The organism is Acinetobacter sp. SFA (assembly GCF_001647535.1).
In the GTDB taxonomy this organism is placed as follows: domain Bacteria; phylum Pseudomonadota; class Gammaproteobacteria; order Pseudomonadales; family Moraxellaceae; genus Acinetobacter; species Acinetobacter pecorum.
Genome location: NZ_LSZI01000022.1, coordinates 23,305 through 45,879 on the forward strand (window position 1 = coordinate 23,305; position 22,575 = coordinate 45,879).

A 22,575-nucleotide genomic window follows, 5' to 3' on the forward strand; every position below is an offset into this window, starting at 1 on the left:
TTATTTTATCTGCACTTATTAAATTCATTTATTTTTTAATAATCTTTATTAAAACATATATAATTTTTTCATCTCAAATTAAACATATAAACTATAAATACTTTTATTGTTTATCCGATTAATTCAATCATCCTGTCCTTTTAAAATAATACTTTCCTATCCTGAATATTGAGTTCATCATTTTATTATTGAGTTAGCAAAACCAACAAAAAGGATATTTCTATCCTTTTTGTCAATTCATTTTATATCAGGGCGTGTTGTGTTATTGCTGTGCTTCCGCCAGATGACGTTCATTTACTGCCTGTTCATATAACAGCTGTTCTTTTTCTTTATGCTCGACAGAGAAGCGGATCATCAACACACAACTTGCAGCAATCACCACCAAGCCACCCAGTACCATCAGGGTGGTTTGAATATCTAACATGCCTTTTAACAGGAAACCTGCAGCTACCGCGCCGACATTGCCACCTGCTCCAATAATACCGGCCACACCACCCAAGGCATCACGGTCGATAAAAGGCACCAGTGCATAGGTAGCGCCACATGCCATATGGGTAAACAAAGCAAAGATAGTCATCGCCATAATAGCCAAGGTCGCGCTGTTCATTTGCGAAAATAGAATAAGAAACAGACCTTCCAGCATGATCAAGGCAAATAGGACTTTGGTTCGACCATCCAGACCTTTTTGAATCGCAACTTTGTCTGAAACAATACCACCCAAGGCGCGGGCAAACAACGCCAGTAAACCAAAAATTCCGGCAGCCATGCCTGCCTCTTTTAAGCCAAACTGAAAGTTGTCAACAAAGTACAAGGCAATAATATTATGGATGAAAATTTCAATACCAAAACAGGCTGCGTAAGCTCCAAATAGAATCCACACACGGTAGTTACGTGCGGCATGCATCAAGATTGCAAGGCCGCCTTTTTTATCGCTACCAACAGAAATACCTTGAGCACGGAGTTCTTTAAAATTGCCTTGTGGACAGTCCTGAGTGAACTTCCAGTACAATACACCGACAATGATCATCAGAATACCCGGAACCAGAAGTGCAATTCTCCATCCCATTGCCTGTTCTACACCGAACATCACCAAAGCAGCCAGCATTAACGGCATCAGGGCTTGAGTCGCACCGCCACCGGCATTACCCCAACCTGCTGTAGTTGCATTTGCCGTTCCCACCACATTTGGCGCAAACATAATACTGGTATGATATTGGGTAATCACGAAGCTGGCACCGATGGCGCCAATCAATAAACGGAAAAACAAGAAAGATTCATAACTGTTGGCCGACGCCACACCAAACACTGGAATACTGCCAATAATCAGTAAAGCGGTATAGGTTTTACGCGGACCGTACTTGTCACATAACGGCCCTACGATCAGACGCACCAGAATGGTAATAGCGACTGCGGCAATATTGATATTGGCGATCTGCTCTTTGGTCAGGCTGAATTCACCGGCAATAACCGGCATTAACGGTGCACAGGCAAACCACGCAAAGAAACAGACAAAAAAAGCGAGCCAACTCATATGGAAGGCTCGCATCGCTGAAGTACTGAAGTTAAATAGACTTATTTTTGTTGCTTTATTGAGACTTGTATTTGAAGACATAGCCATTTCCTTACCAGAACTGAACTTATTTAAGTCACTGTGATGCCGAGGCATATCAGTAACGATCAGAACGGACGTCATTGGCCGTCATACAAATGTAGAGTCTTCTTTGACTTTAACCAGATATATGCACAGGTCATGCCAGATTGTTTTTAAAATAAAATAAGTTATTGTTTTGTATAGAATAATTTATATTCAAGCTTTTAACTTAGATGTTTCTTTCTTAAAAATAGTGAAAAAATAGTTATCTTCTGAGGCATTTTTTGCAAAACAGCGAGAGGATGACCTGCTCGGAATCATTGCTGGTTTAAATCGGTGCAGCATTGAATCAGACTATTTTTCCCTTTTCAAAATGCAGCACCTGCGCCTGTAAATACGCCACTTCATCTACATGATGAGTCACATAAATCATGGGTAAATCTGTTTGATTAATCACAATTTTCAGAAAGGGTAGAATCTGGTTTTTCAGCTTTTGATCCAGTCCATTTAAAGGTTCATCCAAAAGTAATAGATCGGGAGAAGATAAAAGTGCACGCCCAATAGAAACACGCTGTGCCTGTCCACCAGAAAGTTGATGCGCCCTATGCCGAAGCAGTGGCTTTAATTCGAGTAACTCCACAATGTCTTCAAACATAAATTTCTGCTGACCTTTATTTTTTATATTTAGCTGTTCTGCATATTTTAAATTCTGCATGACATTCAGATGCGGAAACAGCAAGGCTTGCTGAAAAATCAGAGCAATTTTTCTTTGATGAACAGGAATATTCAGTTTCTGCTGATGATCAAATAGTATTTTTTGCTGAAAATGAATAAAGCCTTGTGATGGTTTTAATAGTCCTGCAATATTTTTTAAAAAGGTGCTTTTCCCACTTCCTGATGCTCCGACAATACCAATCAACTGCATCTGCATATCCAGATTGGCCTGTAGCTGGAAATTTTCGTAATTAAACTGAAAATCACACTTCAACATCTTAAGCTTCCAATTTACGTTGATACTTCTGCATGATCCAGTAATTTGCAATCAAGGCAGAAAAAGCCAGAATCAGAGATAAAATGACCAGACGCATGGCCATGCTTTCTCCATCAGGTTGTTGCAACAGGCTATAAATGGCGATAGGAATCGTGCGGGTTTCCTCGGGAATATTGCCAACAAAGGTAATGGTGGCACCAAACTCTCCCAGACTGCGACTGAAACATAAAATGCTGCCGATTAAAATCCCCGGCAAAGCCAATGGCAGACTAATGCTATAGAATACCCGCCATGGTGCAGCGCCCAGAGATCCTGCCACCTGTTCTAACTGCCGGTTGATCATTTGAAAAGACAAGCGAATTGGTTGAACCATTAAGGGAAATGCCACAATAATTGCTGCCAGTACCGCACCTTTCCAGTTAAATATCAGCTGAATTCCCCATGCATGCAGATATTGCCCCAGTATCCCCTGATGGCCAAATAGCAGGAGCAGAAGATAGCCCAGTACTACCGGCGGTAGCACCATAGGCATCTGCAATATTGCCTCTACGAGAAATTTGGCCCTGAATTCATAACGTGCCAGCAGCCATGCTACGGCGATAGCAAATGGCAGGCACACCGCTGTGGCAAAGCCCGCCACTTTGGCTGAAAGCATCAAGGCATTCAATTCTTCTGGTGTAAGCATGAGCAGTTAGCTTACCTTAAGCTTAAAGCCATATTTCTGGAAAATCTGTCTGGCCTGTGCGCTCGTCTGGATAAATTCAGAAAATTGGACTGCAGCCTGATTTTTCTGGCCCTGCCGGGTTAAAGCAATCGGATACACAATCGGACGATGTGTACTGGCTGGAAATACTCCCGAAATTCTAACTTTTTTACTCATCAACGCATCAGTTCTATACACAATACCGACCTGACATTCGCCACGTTCTACAAATGCGAGAGTTGAACGGACGCTATCCGTCCCGACTATTCTGCCCCGAAGCGGCTTCAACCAGCCCAGCCGGGTTAAGCTTTGCTGGGCATATTTTCCGGCAGGCACCGATTCCATTTGTCCGGTACATAAATAACCTTGAAAGGCTTTAGCAAAATTAAAGTCGGCTGATATTCTAAAATGGTTTTTTTGCTGAATAGGACTAATCAATACAAGTTCATTCAAGAGCAAAGGTCGAATCTGACCGATCGAAATTTTTTGTTTTTTAAGTAAATCATGCATCCATTCAATATCTGCAGAAATAAAGATATCACTCTCAGCTCCTGCTGCAATCTGTCTGGCCAGCACAGAAGATGCTCCAAAAACAGGAATAATTCGAATATTGCGATGTTGCTGCTGATATAGCTTGGAAATATCAGTGATTGCATTGGTCAGGCTGGCTGCAGCATATATTTTTACTGTCTCAGCATGTGTTAAGCCGGATATAAGCAGCATGCCGATGAATAAGATTCTGAAAAGTTGCATCTGTTTATTTCTACTTTGCATTCAGTTTAAATCCATAAACCCTGTACGACTTGCCCAGCCTGGATTTCTGTTCCTGCCGGAATACGAACCAGACAGTTGGCCTGTATCAGATTACTAAGCATATGCGACTGCTGCTTTGCCAGGCTCTTGAGTTGTAAGGTACCCTGATCAAATTCGGCAGCCATTCTTAAAAATCGCTCGCGTGCATCCGCTTTCAAATCATGCGTCATCACCGCATTGAGCCATGCAGGTGACTGCTTTTTCCCTTGTAAGGCATTCAGTAAAGTTGCCGTATAGATTTGCATCCCGACATACACGGCAGCCGGATTTCCCGGTAAACCCAAGAGATAACAGTAACCTTGATCATCTCGACGATACTTGGCAAATAACATCGGTTTTCCGGGCTTCTGCTTCACTTTCCAGAAAATCTGCTCAAAACCCTGCTTCAGGGCAACCGGGCGAATGAAATCATAATCACCTACCGAAACCCCGCCTGTGGTCAAGATGACATCGTATTGGTGTTTGAGTCGGTTCAGTAATAATTGCAGTTCGGACTCACAATCGGACACATGCAGAATATCTACGTTTTGTCCCTGTGACTGAAACCAGGCCTGAATTAGTGGAGCATTGGCGTCAAAGATTTTGCCGGAATTCAGGTCTTCAATGCTGGAAGCGACTTCATCTCCAGTAATCACAATAGCGATTTTAGGATAACGATAGACTAAAACCTGCTTCACACCTGCCATACTTAAAGCTGCAATTGCACCTACATGCAGTTTTTGTCCTACATCTGCCAGACGTTGTCCTTGTGCGATTTCCTCGCCTGCATCACGTATATCCGTATGAGGTTTTAGGTCTGTTGTGATAATGATTTGATTGGCATGGTATTCGACAATTTCCTGACGGGCGACCGTTGTAGTTCCTGCTGGAATCCTGGCACCGGTAAAAATCCGGACTGCCTGAGCTGGTCGTAGTTCAATTTCAGTGCTTTGCCCTGCCCGAATTTCTCCAATTAGTTCAAAAGTGCTGTGAGTCCTAAGATTTTCTGGACTGCAAAGCGCATAGCCATCTACAGCACTTTGTGAAAACAGCGGCAATGGAATGGCCGAATCAATCGCTTCTGCCAGATAGCGATTCAGAGCCTGAGCAAGCGGCAGGCTTTCAGTTACCAGGATATGCGTCTGCTCAAGTATCATCTGCAGTGCCTGATCAACAGAAATCAGTCCCGGTTCAGCACCGCAGGCTGAATGTGATATTGCCTGATTCATTGATAACCTCCCGCATGTGGAATGTTTTTTTGCACATCAAATAAGTGCACCAACGCTGGAAGCACCGCGATCAGGGATTCTTTCGCCCCCTGCCGACTTCCCGGCAAGGTCATCACCAGACTGTTCTCAATATAGCCCGCCACGCCACGACTTAATGCCGCATAAGGGGTACGTTTTTGCCCAAAACTACGTGAAGCTTCCATCAAGCCGGGAATTTCCCGTTGCAGCAAAGGTTGCAGGGTTTCAACCGTTAGGTCTTTAGGACCTAAACCAGTACCGCCCACAGTTAGAATCAGCGGATACTGATTTTTCTGCTGTTCAATCAGGGTCAAGAGCTGTTCTGGGCTATCGGGAATGACCTGATAACTAATAGAATCAAAATTGGCTTCTTTTAAAATTTCCAGTACGTTTTGCCCGGCAGTGTCCGGCTTTTTGCCTGCTGCAACCGTATCGGACAGTACAATAACTGAAGCGGACAGACTCTCTTTAAGTACGCGGGTAAAATGTGATTTTCCACCTTTTTTCTGCTGCAACCTGCATTGATCCAGCGACAAATCTTCCGGTTCACAATGTGGCTTCAGCATGTCATACAAGGTCAGACCCGCCAGACTGACCGCTGTCAAAGCTTCCATTTCCACACCGGTTGGTCCAATGGTTTCAACGGTAGCAATAATTTCGACATGTGCATCAAACAGTTTATATTCGACATCGGCACGATAAATCGGCAATGGATGGCATAGTGGAATCAGCTCATCGGTCCGTTTGGCACCCAGAATGCCGGCAATGCGTGCTGTTTTCAGGGCATCCCCTTTTTCAGTATTGCCATTACGCAGCAACTCAATGCAATGTGGCGGTGCATGCAGGATTCCAGTGGCAATTGCTGTACGATAACTTTCTGCTTTCATCCCTACATTTTTCATGATTCATCCCGGACTAATTTAAAAATCTGTTTAAAGTGATTTATGTTATGGGTTCTCATTGAACACATTTAATTAGATGGTGATTGGCAAGCGTGTGGTGCTACATGATGATGGTGACAATGCACATCTTCTGCAGGATGAGAATGATCCGTTTCAGGTCCATGATCTCTTCGGATACAACAGCCTTCGACATATTGACTACTACCATCCATATAAAATTCTTCTTTCCAGACTGGCACTTCATGCTTCACCCGTTCCACAGCTTCCTCACAGGCAGCAAAGGCCTCACGACGATGGGCCGCATAAGCCATAGCAATGATGGCTGTTTCCCCAATCCCCAGTTCTCCAGTCCGATGCACCACCCGCACATAAGACACTTGGTATTTGGTCTGGATCTGCTGTTCAATTTCACGAATCATTTTTTCAGCCACAGGCGCATAGGCGGTATATTTCAGGGCACGCACAGCTTTCCCCTGATGATAGTTACGTACTGTTCCGACAAAGATGCCGATTCCACCACATTCCGGAAAATGCTGAATATCATCAAAATCCTCTATCCTAAAAGCAATCTGCTGGATTCGGGCAAATTGGTTTAATGGTTTGAGTTGCATCTCAGCCTCCTGCTACCGGCGATAACAGCACCAGCGTACTGTCCCGATTTAAAATATTCTGTCTGGAAATGATGTCTTCACCGATTGCACAGGCGCAGCGTTCCAGCATGGGCTGTATATCAGGATAAATGGATAGCAACTGGTTCAGGACTTCAGAAACCTGAATTTCAGACTCACATTGCAAACTCAAATCTGCGGGAATTTGTCGTTCAATCGCACCGAAGGCTTCTATTTTGATATGAATTAATTTTTGCTGAGTGAGTGACATATTTATCCTCCAATGCTGTGCATGCTGATTTTTCGGATCGGCTTTTGTATTGGTGATTGCTGGATCGCATGGAAGCCGGCCTCTTTACGCCAGATATAAGCGTGGAGCTTGTGCTGAAATGTCTGTGTGGCGAAATGATCCAGCGCCAGTTGTTCGATATCTGCCTTAAGGTTCAGGCTTTGTCTGGCAAATAAACAATTATAAAATTCACCTTGGGCATTGAGGCGTAGACGATCACAATCACCGCAAAATGAATGGGTAATGGTGGAAATAATCCCAAAAGGCTGTCCATTGACCAGATAGCCACGGGCTGGATTAGCGCCTTGGCCTTGAGATATCTGGACATCAAATTCGGTTTTCAGTTGATCCAGGATATCTTGCTCACTGATGACATCAGACGGATTCCATTTCTGATCGCCATCGAGGGGCATAAACTCAATAAAACGCAGTTCTACAGCCTGATGTCGTGCCCACTTAACCAAAGGAATAATCTGATCGTCATTGATCCCTTTGATCAGCACACTATTGATCTTGACGGACAACCCTGCCTGCTGCGCGGCAGCAATACCTTGAAGTACAGGCTGTAACTGTTTTTGGGTCAGTTGCTGAAACTGCTTTGGATCAAGACTGTCCATACTGATATTCAGATCGTCCAGTCCTGCCTGTTTAAGCGCTTGAGCATAATCTTTTAAATAATGGCCATTACTGGTCATGGAAATACGTTTCAGGCCAATGGCTTTCAATGTCTGTAAGCAGGCAATAAAATGAACAATACCTTGACGCATCAACGGTTCGCCCCCCGTCACGCGGATCTGCTCAATCCCGTGTCGCACCATAAACTCGCAAAAAGCATAGAGGGCTTCAAAACTGAGCAAATCTTTTTTATTTATCCATTCCGGATGTTCAGGCATGCAATAGCTGCATTTGAAATTACAGCGGTCAGTCACCGAGATCCGCAACTTACGTTTCTGGCGTCCAAACTGATCCTGAAAGATACTGCGAGGTGCTAAAGCTGTCATGCTGTTCATTGCTGCGGTCCATGATGAGATCTGCACGGTTATTTAACAGTCTTGATTTACTGCCCTATTTCTTCACAATGAATGAGCAATAAGTGTTCCAACTTTGCACAAATTTATTTTTCTTGAATATTAATGGATAATATTTGTTCTTTTTTAGTCCGAAAGTTTGCTCGAAAAATAAAAAAAGCAATATTTTGGTGAGCCAAAATATAATAATTCGGCTTTTAGCATTTTAAACGCTAGAGAAAGTTAAGCTGTTGATGCTGCTGTAGCTCATCAAATGAATTAATACTGTGGAAAAACAGGGCACGATTTTTAAAACTTGCCCGCTGCATGTGCATGTCAGCAAAACAGAGTTTTAAACTGTGTTGATCATTTTCAAGATGTTGTATAAGAGTGGGTAAGCTGCTGCGTTTCATAAGACAGAATGGAAACAATGCTTTTTCATTTATTTCAACCACCGCCACTTCAGATAAAGGATGTCGTTGCAGGGCCTGATGTAAACGTGAAATGACCTTTTTGGGAATATAGGTCACATCACAGGGTACGAACAGCACATAATCAGATTGTACATATGACCAGGCACTCTTCATGCCCATCAATGGTCCCTGAAAGCCGGGTTCATCGTCCTGATAAAAATCAATCGAAGGAATCATCCGTTTATAAATGGAATGATCCCGATGGCTATTGACCCAGACTTTGCTTGCCCGGGACTTCAACTGCTGATGGATTTTAATTAGCTGGATTTCATCATCAAATTTGTGCAGTAATTTATTGATGCCATTCATGCGCCGCGCTAAACCGCCGGCCAGGATCACCACCTCGGTTTCCGGATAAGACACCGTTTTCATCACTCTTCTTTTCATTCTATGTACTCCGTCTGGCAGGCTTTAATCAGGCCTCTAATTTCGGGCAAACATGAACCGCAATTTCCTCCGGCTTTCAGACATGCAGTCACCTGTTTTTCATGCGTGATATTTTTATCTTTAATGGTTTGAATAATTCTGTTCTTACCGACCTTAAAACAGCTACAGACCAATGAACCTTCACTATTTCCCATTGACATGGCCTGACCTGCCAGCAATGCTTTACGATGTAATGCACTCAGACGTTCACGTCTAAACAGGCCAGCCACCCAGTCACGATCTGGCAATAGCGCCGCTGGTGCGATATAAAAACTGGCAATTAACTGGCCATCCTGAAGCACCACACTATGACTGATATGCGCCGTTTGATCTTCGAGATTCAGCCATTCAAAGCTTTCATCATCAAAGGCTAACAGGCTCTTGATCTGCCCGGTGATGTCAGAAAAACGGCGCCGGTCTGCCAGTTCATAACGGATGGCCTGAGTGGTTTGAATTTTGCTCCACCACACCGTATTTTCAATCATGGTCTGGATCTGTTGTTCAAAGCCTTCCCGTACATACAGCACGCCCTGCCACTGAGTATAAAATGGCTTGATCATCACCGGAGTATGCTTAAATTCTGGCTCGCCGGAAATCGGGTCAACTACCGGATTAACTACTTTGCCAATCCGCGCATCGGATGCAAACTGGTCGTTCCAGTGAATCGGTGCAAAAATCTGGCCACGTCGCATATTTTGTGAAAATTGCACACGGAGTACACAACTTCCCCAAGCGGATTTCACCTCGACCAGCTCGGCATCTTTCAGGCCATATTTCAGCGCATCTTGCGGATGCAGCTCACAATAAGGCTCGGCACGATGCTGGGATAAACTGGCAGATAATCCGGTGCGGCTCATGGTGTGCCATTGATCGCGAATGCGTCCGGTATTCAGGATCAGAGGATATTCAGCAGAAATAGCATGTACCGGATCGGCTGCAATCGTCGGCACAAATCTAGCTTTGCCATCTGCATGACTAAACAGGCCTTGGCTAAATAGTTGACCAACCTGATGAACTTCTTGCTTATCCCAGACCGGCCACTGGATCGGTGCCAGATTCTGGTATTCCGCAAAACCGAGATGAGTTAAACCTTGCAGGTTGAAATAGCGAAAATTCGGTGTATCTTCACGTTGCGAAAGCGAACTATTCTGATAAGCAGATAAACGGGCATGTTCCAGAAAAATGTCATGGCTATTGTTAAAGTCAAAACCGCTAAAACCTAAGACCTGAGCCACCCCGGAAATGGCCCACCAGTCTGCTTTGGCTTCACCTGGAGCCGGCAAAAAAGCCTTTTGCCGGGAAATACGGCGCTCCGAATTGGTGACTGTGCCATCTTTTTCGCCCCAACCCAGTGCCGGTAACAGTACATCGGCATATTGCGTGGTATCGGTGTCGAGACAAATATCGGAAACCACCACAAATTCACACTTCTCCAGAGCGCGTTTAACCTGATCTGCATCGGGCAAACTCACGATCGGATTAGTGGCCATAATCCAGATGGCTTTGATTTTCCCGCTTTCCACCGCTTGAAATAAATCCACCGCTTTTAATCCGGGCTGCTGCGCGATAACCGGGCTTTGCCAGAAATCCTGCACCAGTTGCTGATGCTGCGGGTTATCCAGATCCAGATGACTGGCCAGCATATTGGCTAGTCCCCCGACTTCCCGTCCGCCCATGGCATTCGGTTGTCCAGTCATGGAAAAAGGTGCCGAACCGGGTTTGCCTATTTTTCCTGTCAATAAATGACAGTTGATAATGCTATTGGCCTTGTCTACTCCCTGAGAGGATTGGTTTACACCCATGGAAAACAGACTCATGATTTTTTCGGTCTGGGCAAATTTCTGAAAAAATAAGGTTAATTTTTCAATAGCAATACCGGTACGTTTTGCCACGCTTTCAAGCGATGACTCTGTCGAGCTGCTGGCAAGTGCCTGCTCCAGGCCTTGAGTATGCTGGGTAACAAAATCCTGATCGGTATAGCCATTTTGCTGAAGATATTGCAACAAGCCATTAAACAGCGCGACATCCAGACCTGGTAAAATGGGTAAGTGTAAATCTGCCGCTTCACAGGTTGCAGTAAAGCGTGGATCAATCACCACCACGAATAAATCCCGCTCTTCTTTGGCTTTCATGATGCGCTGATAAAGCACCGGATGGCACCAGGCGGTATTGGAACCCACCAGAACCACCATTTCTGTCTGCTCAAAATCTGTGTAGCTGGCCGGTACTAGGTCTTCGCCGAAAGCCCGTTTATGTGCTGCCACAGCAGATGACATGCACAGCCTTGAATTGGTATCAATATTGGCAGTACCAAGATAGCCCTTTACAAACTTGTTCACCACATAATAGTCTTCAGTCAAAAGCTGGCCGGAGACGTAAAAGGCGATGCTGTCACGTCCATACTGATCAATACATTGCTGAAATTTATTGGCAATACTTGAAATGGCATGATCCCAAGTGCTTATGTGCCGCTGTTCTTTTCGACCTGTCATCGGATGCAGAAGCCGGGTTTTTAGACTAAGTGTATCGGCAAGATGACTGCCTTTAATACACAACTTGCCCAAGTTCGCAGGATGCTGAACATCGCCTTCAACCTGAACCTTTTCACCCATCGGGGTTTGGCTTACGTGCGCGATGACGCCACAGCCTACTCCACAATAAGGACAGGTCGTCTGAGTAGTTTTTATTTGGGATTCAGTAGAGCTATGTAGTTCCATAACCGGAATACTATTCATTGCTGCTGTGCTCCTTAATCATCCAAATTCACGTGTTTCACCAAATCTCTGATATCTAGCTTTTACAGGTTTGATTTAAATTTTTTCTATGTCTCAAAAGCTTTAATCCTCCCCAACCCTCCTTTAATAAAGGAGGGAGATTCGCCTCTTTTTCAAAGAGGGGTTGGGAGATTGATCCGATTACCCTGCTTTCTTTAATGCAAAATCCCGACCAAAAAGCAGTTTGCTGCGGATATTACTAATCGGTGTCTGGTCTGCAATCAGTTCTGCATACCAAGCCCCATCTTCAGTATCGCCAAATAGCACAGCACCAATGACTTTGTCCTGCTGGATAATGATCCGTTTATAGATCTGACGCTTTTCATCATTTAGCACGATATCTTCAAAATCATCCTGAGGTTCGAAATTTCCGGCTGAGAAGACATCACATCCGCTAACCTTGAGTTGGGTCGGAACAGGTGGTGCCTTAAAGGTCAGTCGGCCATGTTCAGCCAGATGTGTCGCACAGATAAAGGCCTGTCCCCATAATGGCTCAACCAGTCCAAAGGTTTGGCCACGATGCTCAATACATTCACCTACCGCATAAATACTCGGGTCATAGGTTTGCATGGTGTCATTTACCAGTACTCCGCGATTACAGCGCAAGCCAGCCTTCTCAGCCAAGGTTTTATTCGGACGAATCCCGATGGCAAAAACCACCAAATCGGCATCCAGCATTGTCCCGTCTTTTAAGCGCAGTTGAGTCACGTGACCGTCAATACCGAGCAGCTCTTCGGTATTGGCTTCGGTAATGATCCGGATACCTTTGTCTTCAATTGATTTTTTCAGCATTTGACTGGCTTTCATGTCCAGCTGACGATCCATAATACGGTCCATCAGGTGCAGTACAGTTACATTCATCCCTTGCTGCTTCAGTCCATAAGCTGCTTCCAGTCCCAGCAGGCCGCCCCCAATCACGACGGCGTTTTGTTTGGTTTTGCAGTAATCCAGCATGCGGTTAACATCCTGAATATCCCGGAAGCTAATCACGCCTTCAAGTTCAGTACCTGGAATTGGTGGTACGAAAGGTTTCGAACCGGTCGCGAGGATCAGACGATCATAAGCAACGACTTCGCCTTTTTCGGTATGAACCTGCTTACGTGAACGGTCGATAGAGATGGCAGCATCTCCAGCAATGAATCGAATGCCTTTTTCGGCATACCAGTCGGCTGAATGCAGCATAATTTCGGCAAAGCTTTTCTCACCAGACAATACCGGTGACAACATGATCCGGTTGTAATTACCCCATGGCTCTTCCCCAATCACGGTCATTTCATAACGATCTGGTGCCATATCCAGCAAGTCTTCCAGACAGCGCATACCCGCCAGTCCATTCCCGACCAGTACCAGTTTTAAACGCTCTGTGTTTTGACCATTACTGGAAATATAGGTCTTTTGTGCAGTTGGGCTGATAAAGACTGTGCCGTTTTCAATTCGGGTTGGAAATACCAGTAATTTCTGATCTTGCTCTTCCAGACAACGGCCGGTCACCAGACTGAAATGCTGCTTGTAAATTGGGGATGCGACTACACGCTCACCTTGCAGATCGCCCAGAATGCCACGTGCCATGACATTGGCCAGACTAAACGGATCCTGATTGCTGAGCGCATAAACCCGCTGTTCCTGACCCACGCGAAAAATTGCAATCTGTTGATCTTCAATCAAAGCTGCAACACCAGTATTCGGGGTGATCTCATCCAGATGACAGACTTCGTACCAGTTCAGTTCGTTCATATCTTTTAAAATTGTCATTTTCATTCTCCCTGACTGTGGTGTTTAGGCTTCAACCACTGGAATACGGTTGAGATCACGTTCAGCGTCAGTCTTTGGCCGGATCTGACCACGTACAGGTGCAAACTGAATATGCGGGTCATTCTGCTCGGCTGCTTTGGCGTTGATAAAGGTTTTAAAGCGTTTGCGTACTTCTGGATCTTCAATCGCGGTGCGCCATTCATCCTGATAAGTGCCAATCACATGCTGCATACGGCTTTCCAGTTCAGCCGCAATGCCAAGCGAATCGTGCACAATGACATCTTTCAGATAATCCAGCCCACCTTCCATATTGTCACGCCATACACTGGTGCGCTGTAGACGATCCGCCGTCTGGATATAGAACATAAAGAAGCGGTCGATATATTTGATGAGTGTGGAAGTATCCAGATCTGAAGCCAGCAGTTCTGCATGGCGCGGCTTCATACCGCCATTGCCGCAGACATATAAATTCCAGCCTTTTTCCGTGGCAATCACCCCCACATCCTTACTTTGTGCTTCGGCACATTCACGGGTACAGCCGGATACGGCCATTTTGGTTTTATGCGGTGAACGCAGGCCCTTGTAACGGTTTTCCAGAAAAATCGCCAAGCCGACAGAATCATCGACGCCAAAACGGCACCAGGTACTGCCCACACAAGATTTCACGGTACGTAAGGATTTGCCGTAGGCATGTCCGGACTCGAAACCGGCATTGATCAGTTTTCCCCAGATTTCCGGTAATTGATGTACCTGCGCACCAAACATGTCAATCCGTTGTCCACCCGTGATTTTCGTATATAAGCCATAATCTTTGGCAATCTGACCGATGCTAATCAGGCCATCCGGGGTGATCTCGCCGCCTGCCACACGTGGCACAATCGAATAGGAACCATCTTTCTGGATATTGCCCAGATAATAGTCATTGCTGTCCTGCAAACCGGCATGACTTGGTTTCAGAACAAAATCATTCCAGCAGGATGCCAGAATATTGGCCACAGTCGGTTTGCAGATATCACAGCCCATCCCATGACCATGTTGCTGAATCAGGTCAGAGAAAGTCTTGATTTCATGCACGCGTACCAGGTGATACAGTTCCTGACGCGAATAGGCAAAATGTTCGCACAGGTGATTGTTCACCGTGACACCCTGACGCTGTAATTCGGATTTGAGAACCTGCGTCACCAGTGGCGCACAGCCACCGCACGCCGTTGCAGCCTGCGTGCATTTTTTCAGTGCACCCAATGAAGTTGCACCGCCATCAATGGCTGAACAGATATCAGCTTTGGAAACGTTATTACAGGAACAGATGGTCGCACTGTCAGGCAATAAATCGATGCCACTGCCACCCGATTTGGAAGTTGACTGATCAAAGCCTGGCATGATCAGGCTTTCCGGTTGCTCCGGCACAGCCAGACCATTCAGCATCATTTGTAGGAGATCGCTATACTCTTTGGCACAGCCCACCAGCACCGCGCCCAGCAGCTTGGTCCTGTCTGCTGACACCACGATTTTTTTATAAACCTGCGCGGCTTCATCAGCATAGAAATAGCTCAAGGCACCAGGTGACATGGCATGTGCGTCACCAATAGAAGCAACATCCACACCCATCAGTTTGAGCTTGGTGCTCATGTCGGCGCCAGCGAATGCATGACTCTCTTGGCCCAGTACATGTTTCGCTGCGATACGCGCCATGTCATAGCCTGGTGCAACCAGACCATAAATTTTATTGTCCCAAAGTGCACATTCACCAATGGCATAAATGTCCGGATGTGAGGTCTGGCAATAATCATTAATGATGATACCGCCTCGTTCACCGATGAGCAGACCGCTCTGCAGGGCCAGTTCATCACGTGGGCGAATGCCGGCAGAGAATAAAATGATGTCGGTTTCAAGGACTGAGCCATCGCCAAACCTCATGACATGCTGTGCAGTTTCACCATCTTCAATACTTGATGTGGCTTTCTGGGTATGAACCTTGACGCCTAAATCTTCGATTTTAGAACGCAATACCCGGCCACCCAGATCATCAATCTGCACCGCCATCAGACGCGGTGCAAATTCCACCACGTGGGTGTCTAGATTCAGATCTCGTAATGCCTTCGCTGCTTCCAGTCCGAGCAAGCCGCCACCAATCACCACACCGGTTTTTGCATTCAGGCTGGCGGCACGAATCGCGTCCAGATCTTCAATAGTACGATAGACAAAACAGTTTTGACGCTCATTGCCCGGGATTGGCGGTACAAAGGCATAAGAGCCGGTGGCAAGAATCAACTTGTCAAAACTCAGCACATCACCGTGATTAGTCGTTACCGTTTTATTCAGCTGATCCATTTCAACTGCTTTGGTATTCAGTCGTAAATCAATGCCATAGGCATCGGCGAAATCACTACGGCATAGGCTCAGATCCTTGACCGACTTGCCGCTGAAATATTCAGTCAAATGTACCCGGTCATAAGCTAAATGTGGCTCTTCTGCCAAAATGGTCAGCTCAATGTCATCACCGGCCTGTTCCAGTACAGATTCGATGAATTTATGCCCCACCATGCCATGCCCAATCATGAGAATTTTCATATCTGCACTCCAACTATTGTTTTTTTAAAGATGATAAAAAGCCGCATATCACGTCTAGGCATTGATATGTCTGCTGATTGAATATGTTGTAAATACCGCAACCCAGCGCTTTGTAATGCTGGAGGAAGGGTTGAAATGCTTGTGCGTTTTGTATTGCTGAACAACTGACCATGTCATTTATCCTGTGCTGAACGAAATACCAATCACACTCCTTGAAAGTGCAATTACGATCAGAACGGACATCGTTGGCCGTTGTTAGTATTGAAAGTCATCTTTGACGATTTAATAAATGCAGAAATCGTGCCAACTTTTCCAACAAGAAAACGCCTTATTCCAGGCAGATGATCTACCTAAATGCTTCATTTTGATCAGCTATCAGCTGAAATCCCTAAAGCTATGCACCAAATTGAACAGAAAAATAGAATTTTATGCACCAATTTAATGGCATGTTTTTTGCTTTACTCCTGCTTGAATATTCCTTAGGCCTTACTTGAAAATATTCCATGTCCAAATTACGAATTGCTCTTATTGATGATGATCTGGAGCGCGCCCAATTCATCCAGGAATCCTTACTTTCACATGATTTTCAGGTGGTGGCCTGTTTAATCCTGAATGACCTGAATATGGTACATGTTAAGGGTATTCATGCAGATGTGATCCTGCTGAATATGGATCATCCGCATCGGGATATTATTGAAAGCTGTGTCAGCCAATATGAACTTCCCACCGTGTTGTTTACCCAAAACTCCAATAAAGACACCATCAAAAGTGCCATTGATGCCGGAATCACGGCTTATATCGTCGATGGTATTGATCCCACCAAACTAGAAAGCATTCTGGAAATTTCGATTGAACAGTTCCGTAAGCATAAAAAGCTGCTAAATGATTTAAAAGAAACCCAAGACAAGCTCATTGACCGTAAAGATATCGATAAAGCTAAAGCCCTGCTCATCCAGCTACATGCCTTAACAGAAGAACAGGCTTTTGCTTTATTACGTAAAAACGCCATGAGTCACCGGATCACCATTGGTGAAATGGCCAGACGCTTACTGGATGCACAGAAGCTGTTACTGGGCCAATAAGGAAAAGCATATGTCTACACTAGAAAAAACTGAACTCAATATTGGCTATATTCCTTTGCTTGATTGTGTCGCCATTCTCTGGGCAGAAAAACAGGGCTACTTTGCCGAACAGGGATTAAAAATCAATTTAATCCGTGAAGCCTCCTGGTCAAGTTTGCGTGACCGTCTGGCCTATGGCTTTCTGGATGCTGCACATTGTCTGTCCGCCATGTTGCCCGCTGCTGCCCTGGGCACAGACCAGTTACAGGTGGCTTTGCAAACCCCTCTAGTACTGAGCGTGAATCAGGCTTTTATTAGCCTGCGCCAAGATCTGTGTTATGAACTCGGTATCCATCCAAGGGATGATGAACAGAGTACCTCAAAGAAACTGGTACAAGCTTTACAACAGAATCATTCCATCAATCTGGCCTATGTCTATAAATATTCGATTCACCATTACTGCTTAAAAGAATGGCTGGCGCTGACTGATCTACAACTGGCCAAGAATATCCAGCTGATGACATCTCCACCGCCTTTCATGGTGAAAGGAATCTCGGAACAGGTATTCGATGGTTTTTGCGTGGGAGAACCCTGGAATATTCAGGCCAAACTTGAAGGCTATAGCTTTATCGTTGCGGCGAGCCAGAATGTCATTCCAAAAGTTGCCGATAAAGTTTTGGCCATGACTCAGGAATGGGCAGAACAGCATCCATTTACTGTAGAGGCAGTGGTCAAGGCAGTACAAAAAGCGCAGAATGATTTAAAGCAGCGCAGTGATTTATCAGAAGTATGGGACATGCTGGTGGATTATCAGATTATTCAGTTTGGATGTTCCGCCCAGCGGCATGTCTATGACTTTCACAAGATCAAGAATATCATCCGGAATTTTGTTGGGGAAAGTGCCGAACCGAAAGTCGATGATTTTATCTGGCTCCTGCAGCAGATGCAGAAATGGGAAAATCTTGATCTGTCAGTGGATGATCAGCTACAGATTGCGCAATCCTGTATTTATCAACAAGAAGCTAGCACTGTTTAATACTTTGTATATTCCCATAAAAAAGACCCGGGAAAATTTCGGGTCTTTTTATTTAACGTTTTATTTAGCTTAATGCTTGCTGTAAATCCAGTTGCATGAATTTCTGCAAGGACAATTTTCCAGCAATAATCTGATTGATGAATTGTGACATTTCATCATACAAAGCCTCATAAAGCTGCGGTTCCAACGCCATATGCTTTAATTGAATCTGCAAATGCATCAAAAGTTCCTGCTGCTCGCATTCACCCTGCTCTAGGGCATAGACATAACCGAGCACTGCGCCTTTTAAAACAGCATCAAATGGCAAGCTATATTTAAGCAAGGTGGCCAATGATCCCATAACACGCTCATTGTGCTCAAGTTTTCTTAAGGGCTCACGACCTACACGAGCGCATGGATCCTGATAGGCATTGGCACAGGATTCACTAAAGCTTTGAGTCAGACGTTCAAGGTCTGAGGCATGTTTTGGAATCTGGTAGCAGAGGCCATGCTTCACCTGAGCTAAGGACTGGTGCATAAATTTTCTGACTATATGATCAGACATGGCAATACCAATAGTCTGATGTCCCCGCAGACTGGCATACCAGGCCATCATCGCATGCACGCCATTCCATAAGCGGTTTTTAATCAGCTGGATATTGGCAATATCATCCACCAGAATCATCTGCCGCATTTTCGCCAGTAACGGACTGTTATTTTCCACATAAATCGGCATATCCGTTTCAGCGTTAAACAGAATCAGATCCATAGACTGCAGGATATGACTCGGCTGGAAATTACGGCGCAGGTCTTCAATATATAGCCCAGCCTGATGTTCCTGTTCTGTATTCAGTGCCGTAGCATCATCCAGATCAACTACGGACAGATCTTCATCCAGCTGATACTGCTTGAACATGTTGTATTTGATACGCAGCTGACGATACAGTTTCTGGTCTGACAGCTTGCACACCATACGGTTGACCACGGTGTCACAGAAATAATGCTGATCCATAATTTTCTGGGCGGTCTGTTCATCAGTAATCATTCGCAGACTATTCAGAATCTGCTGCATCACCTGTTGTTTAGCACCGATTTTATTCAGGATAATTAAAACTGTCAGTGGCTGATCCTGCTGCTCATAAGCCAGATAACGTGCGTATAAGCCCTGTGCAATGACCTCCGCTTCAGAAACCAGTGCTTCCTCAGGTACGCAGACTGCTACAAGACTGGATTCAATATACATGTTCTGCATCTGTTCCAGATCATGCGCATCAATTACGCTCATATTTTCAATACGCTGGTCAAAAGAATTCTGGCCATAGCGAATGCAGTAAGTGCCAAAAGCATTAACGCTAGATTGATACAGCGGATTACGTGTCGAAGCAATAATTTTGCGCGGACGAGTGTATCCATCCCAGTGGGATAATACCTGAGCCAGATAACCGCCCCCAATTGCACCAAAACCGTGAATCCCGACAGTCAGCTGATTGAGTGTTTGCGGAAAAGCGGTTTCCAGTTCCGGCATGTCCAGAACCGGAACAAACTGGTTCAGTTCTCCCAAAAAATCTTCGACCGTTTCATAATAATACTGGGCTTGTGCCAGCATGGACTCGTTCGGTATTTTGATATCCTTGAACAGCACCGTCATACCACCTGCATCATAGGCAGAACGCAAACCATTTTCAGAATCTTCAAACATCAGGCACTGGGCCGGGCTTAAATTGATTTTTTCGGCTGCACTGATAAAAATTTCCGGATGAGGTTTCCCCTGTCTAATCTCATCGCCACACACCAGTACATCAAAAAACTTATAGACATTGGCATTGATCAGATATTCTTCTGCGATCGCACGGCGACTTGAAGTCGCTACCGCCATTTTCAGGCCTGCCTTGCGTAGGCGTTCCAATACCTGCAATAACCCCTTTTTAATGGGAACACCGTGATGACGTACATGTTCCAGTTCCAGCACATCAGCACGCTGGCGAATCTCGGCATAGGGCACATCCTGTCCATAACGCTCTTTGGCTAGCTGCTCTGCACTACGGGCACTGAGGCCCAAACACTGAATTAAATAACTTTCAGAAAATTCGACACCAATCAGCTCACGTGAAGCTTGCTGCAAGGTTTGAAAGCGCAAGCGTTCCGTATCGAACATGGTTCCATCCATATCGAAAATAGCGCCATGTACGATTTGATTTTTAAACTCTAACATTGCTCCCCTTTTTATAATTCAATGAGTTAAGAAGTGAGCAATACCTTAAAGAAAAGCTGGGTCGAATTAAACCGATGTAAAGATATGAAATAGTTTTGATTATAAAACAACCAATAAAGACTAAAATTCTATGTTTTATGTTTACATATGTAATCAAAGTGTTAACTTAAGTAACTTATCATCCCTGTTTTTCGTTTTAAATTTTCTTTTGAAATATAAGAATATTTTAATATTTTGGCTGTTCCCACCCATCATGGCATTCATTTTGCTTATTCAGTATTACGTTTTATAAAATTTGTAATATTGAGGGGCAACACTATGAGTTACGTTGCACGTGAACTCAGTCAAAGAAATAAACTGCTACTTGGCTTGGGGTCTTTTTTAATACCAATTCTGATTTGGTGTGCGGTCAGCTATTTGCCATTTATCTGGCATCCACAGGTCGAGATTACCAATCCCGGTAGTGTGAGCTATTTACAGGTCAATAGCCGGATTGATAAAGACGTGTTTTTTTCCGCTGCCCAATCCGCAGTGGATCAGGGTCTGGCCCCACCTCAAGGCATCCTGGTCAATCCCATCTATTTGCCAGCACCGCATCAAGTGGCAATTGCATTAGTAACCGCGTTTACCACCCCTCCTGTTCAACCGAATGCACCCTGGTTTTATGAAAGCCTGTGGCACAGTATCAAGTTGGTCTTTACTGCATTCTTTATTTCTTGCCTGATTGGCATTCCACTCGGAATTTTATGTGGCTTTTCCAAGAAAATTTCCCTGTTAACAGAACCTTTTGTCGAGTTCTTCCGTTACTTGCCTGCTCCGGCTTTTGGCGCACTTGCCGTTGCAATATTGGGAATCAATGACGCACCTAAAATAGCCATTATTGTGATTGGAACCCTGTTCCAGATGATTCTGCTGATTGCCAATACTACTCGTCTGGTCGATCGCAGCCTGATTGAAGCCGGTTTTACTTTGGGTACAACGAAACTGAAAAGCCTGTTTCATGTGGTGATTCCAGCGGCTATGCCAGAGATTTACCGTAATCTGCGCGTGTTGCTGGGTTGGGCATGGACGTACCTGATCGTGGCTGAACTGATCGGCAGCACCTCCGGAATTACCTGGTTCATTACCCAGCAAGCCCGCTATCAGAACTTTCCCAATGTCTTTGCCGCGATCCTGATTATCGGGGTGATTGGTCTGCTGTGTGACGTGATTTTAATGAAACTGGGACAACGCTTATTTAAATGGAAACCGGGAGCTAACTGATGCAAAACACTGAATTTAATACCCGCGAATACTTTGACAAGATTTATAGCCGTCCGGTGATTCTGGAAGCAAAGCAATTGACGCAAAAATTCAGTCATGGCAAAACCGAACGTACGGTTTTAAATACACTCAATTTGAAAATTCATAAGCGGGAGTTCATCTGTGTGATTGGGCCTTCCGGTTGCGGCAAGTCAACCTTTAGCCGTGTAGTCGCCGGTCTGGATCCTTATAGCAGTGGTGAGATTCTGGTGGATGGCCAGCCGATTACCGGCCCAAGTCCGGAACGTGGCATGGTGTTTCAGGGCTATACCCTGTTTCCATGGAAAACCGTCAAGGAAAATGTCATGTTTGGTCCGCGCATGAAAGGCCAAAGTAGTGCAGCAGCAGAAGCACAGGCACGTGAATGGATCAATATCATTGGTCTGGAAAAGTATGAAAACCAGTATCCGCATGAGCTGTCTGGCGGGATGAAACAGCGTGTCGCGATTGCCCGGGCTTTGGTCAATGAACCGAAAATCCTGTTGATGGATGAACCTTTTGGGGCACTTGATCCGCATACCCGGCAAAAAATGCAGCGTCACCTGATGGACCTATGGCAAAACATTGATATCACCATCATTTTTGTGACCCACGATATGGATGAAGCCATTTTACTGGCCGACCGGATTGTTGCACTGAAAGCCAATCCGGGTGAAATCAAGGAAATTATCGAAGTTGATCTACCTCGTCCACGCCATCCAGACGTCATGCTTAGTCCTGAATTTAAACAGTTAAGACAACGTGTCGATTATCTGGTGCATGCTGAAGAAGACGAACTGGATCCGGCACTGGCAGAACTGCCGGTCATTCCGCGTATGACCAAAGTCAGCAGCAATAAATAATCTTATCCAAAATGCTT

General features: G+C 45.0%; 18 protein-coding genes. 4 read left to right on the plus strand and 14 right to left on the minus strand.

Translation table 11 applies throughout. The features are described from left to right. Positions 1-262: 262 nt before the first annotated feature. From AY607_RS14095 to nirB, 13 genes are all read right to left on the minus strand, one after another. The gene (locus AY607_RS14095; RefSeq protein ID WP_064102881.1) at positions 263-1,612 is read right to left on the minus strand and encodes an MFS transporter; all 1,350 of its coding nucleotides are present in this window, start codon (positions 1,610-1,612) and stop codon (positions 263-265) included. 328 nt (positions 1,613-1,940) lie between these two features. Beyond that, positions 1,941-2,582 carry an ATP-binding cassette domain-containing protein gene (locus AY607_RS14100; protein WP_064096754.1) on the minus strand — a complete coding sequence of 214 codons (642 nt, stop codon included), beginning with the start codon at positions 2,580-2,582 and terminating at the stop codon, positions 1,941-1,943. 1 nt (position 2,583) lies between these two features. Further along, the gene (gene modB / locus AY607_RS14105; RefSeq protein WP_064096753.1) at positions 2,584-3,267 is read right to left on the minus strand and encodes a molybdate ABC transporter permease subunit; all 684 of its coding nucleotides are present in this window, start codon (positions 3,265-3,267) and stop codon (positions 2,584-2,586) included. Between the two features lie 6 nt (positions 3,268-3,273). Continuing rightward, complete coding sequence (modA, locus tag AY607_RS14110) at positions 3,274-4,038, minus strand: molybdate ABC transporter substrate-binding protein (RefSeq protein WP_064102958.1); 765 nt, start codon at positions 4,036-4,038, stop codon at positions 3,274-3,276. Between the two features lie 26 nt (positions 4,039-4,064). Beyond that, the gene (locus AY607_RS14115; protein ID WP_064102882.1) at positions 4,065-5,306 is read right to left on the minus strand and encodes a molybdopterin molybdotransferase MoeA; all 1,242 of its coding nucleotides are present in this window, start codon (positions 5,304-5,306) and stop codon (positions 4,065-4,067) included. After that, positions 5,303-6,226 carry a bifunctional molybdenum cofactor biosynthesis protein MoaC/MoaB gene (gene moaCB / locus AY607_RS14120; protein WP_064102883.1) on the minus strand — a complete coding sequence of 308 codons (924 nt, stop codon included), beginning with the start codon at positions 6,224-6,226 and terminating at the stop codon, positions 5,303-5,305. The genes AY607_RS14115 and moaCB overlap by 4 nt, the downstream gene beginning before the upstream one ends. A gap of 68 nt (positions 6,227-6,294) precedes the next feature. After that, complete coding sequence (locus AY607_RS14125) at positions 6,295-6,837, minus strand: molybdenum cofactor biosynthesis protein MoaE (RefSeq protein ID WP_064102884.1); 543 nt, start codon at positions 6,835-6,837, stop codon at positions 6,295-6,297. 1 nt (position 6,838) lies between these two features. After that, positions 6,839-7,105: a MoaD/ThiS family protein gene (locus tag AY607_RS14130; protein WP_064102885.1), complete on the minus strand. Its 267-nt coding sequence runs from the start codon at positions 7,103-7,105 to the stop codon at positions 6,839-6,841. A gap of 2 nt (positions 7,106-7,107) precedes the next feature. Continuing rightward, positions 7,108-8,133, minus strand: coding sequence for a GTP 3',8-cyclase MoaA (gene moaA / locus AY607_RS14135; RefSeq protein ID WP_064102886.1), 1,026 nt, complete (start codon positions 8,131-8,133; stop codon positions 7,108-7,110). 230 nt (positions 8,134-8,363) lie between these two features. Beyond that, positions 8,364-8,990 (minus strand): molybdenum cofactor guanylyltransferase, encoded by a 627-nt coding sequence (locus AY607_RS14140; protein ID WP_064096747.1) that lies wholly within the window; start codon positions 8,988-8,990, stop codon positions 8,364-8,366. Next, positions 8,987-11,764, minus strand: a complete 2,778-nt coding sequence (locus AY607_RS14145) for a nitrate reductase (RefSeq protein WP_064096746.1) — start codon at positions 11,762-11,764, stop codon at positions 8,987-8,989. Before AY607_RS14145 ends, AY607_RS14140 begins: the two co-directional genes overlap by 4 nt. 180 nt (positions 11,765-11,944) lie before the next feature. Continuing rightward, positions 11,945-13,555, minus strand: a complete 1,611-nt coding sequence (gene nirD, locus AY607_RS14150; protein WP_064102887.1) for a nitrite reductase small subunit NirD — start codon at positions 13,553-13,555, stop codon at positions 11,945-11,947. A gap of 24 nt (positions 13,556-13,579) precedes the next feature. Then, a complete protein-coding gene (nirB, locus tag AY607_RS14155) occupies positions 13,580-16,126 on the minus strand; it encodes a nitrite reductase large subunit NirB (RefSeq protein ID WP_005170842.1) in 2,547 nt (848 codons plus the stop codon). 503 nt (positions 16,127-16,629) lie between these two features. Here nirB and AY607_RS14160 point away from each other — a divergent pair. Together AY607_RS14160 and AY607_RS14165 are read left to right on the plus strand one after the other, a co-directional pair. Then, positions 16,630-17,208, plus strand: a complete 579-nt coding sequence (locus AY607_RS14160; protein ID WP_004280362.1) for an ANTAR domain-containing response regulator — start codon at positions 16,630-16,632, stop codon at positions 17,206-17,208. Between the two features lie 10 nt (positions 17,209-17,218). After that, positions 17,219-18,223 (plus strand): ABC transporter substrate-binding protein, encoded by a 1,005-nt coding sequence (locus AY607_RS14165; protein WP_064096743.1) that lies wholly within the window; start codon positions 17,219-17,221, stop codon positions 18,221-18,223. Positions 18,224-18,287: 64 nt separating this feature from the next. Here AY607_RS14165 and mtlD read toward each other — a convergent pair whose 3' ends face one another. After that, positions 18,288-20,414, minus strand: coding sequence for a bifunctional mannitol-1-phosphate dehydrogenase/phosphatase (mtlD, locus tag AY607_RS14170; RefSeq protein WP_064102888.1), 2,127 nt, complete (start codon positions 20,412-20,414; stop codon positions 18,288-18,290). A 318-nt stretch (positions 20,415-20,732) separates the two neighbouring features. Here mtlD and AY607_RS14175 point away from each other — a divergent pair, with 318 nt between their 5' ends. Both AY607_RS14175 and AY607_RS14180 read left to right on the plus strand, forming a co-directional pair. After that, positions 20,733-21,677: an ABC transporter permease gene (locus AY607_RS14175; RefSeq protein ID WP_064096741.1), complete on the plus strand. Its 945-nt coding sequence runs from the start codon at positions 20,733-20,735 to the stop codon at positions 21,675-21,677. Beyond that, positions 21,677-22,558, plus strand: coding sequence for an ABC transporter ATP-binding protein (locus AY607_RS14180; protein ID WP_064102889.1), 882 nt, complete (start codon positions 21,677-21,679; stop codon positions 22,556-22,558). Before AY607_RS14175 ends, AY607_RS14180 begins: the two co-directional genes overlap by 1 nt. Positions 22,559-22,575 lie beyond the last annotated feature (17 nt).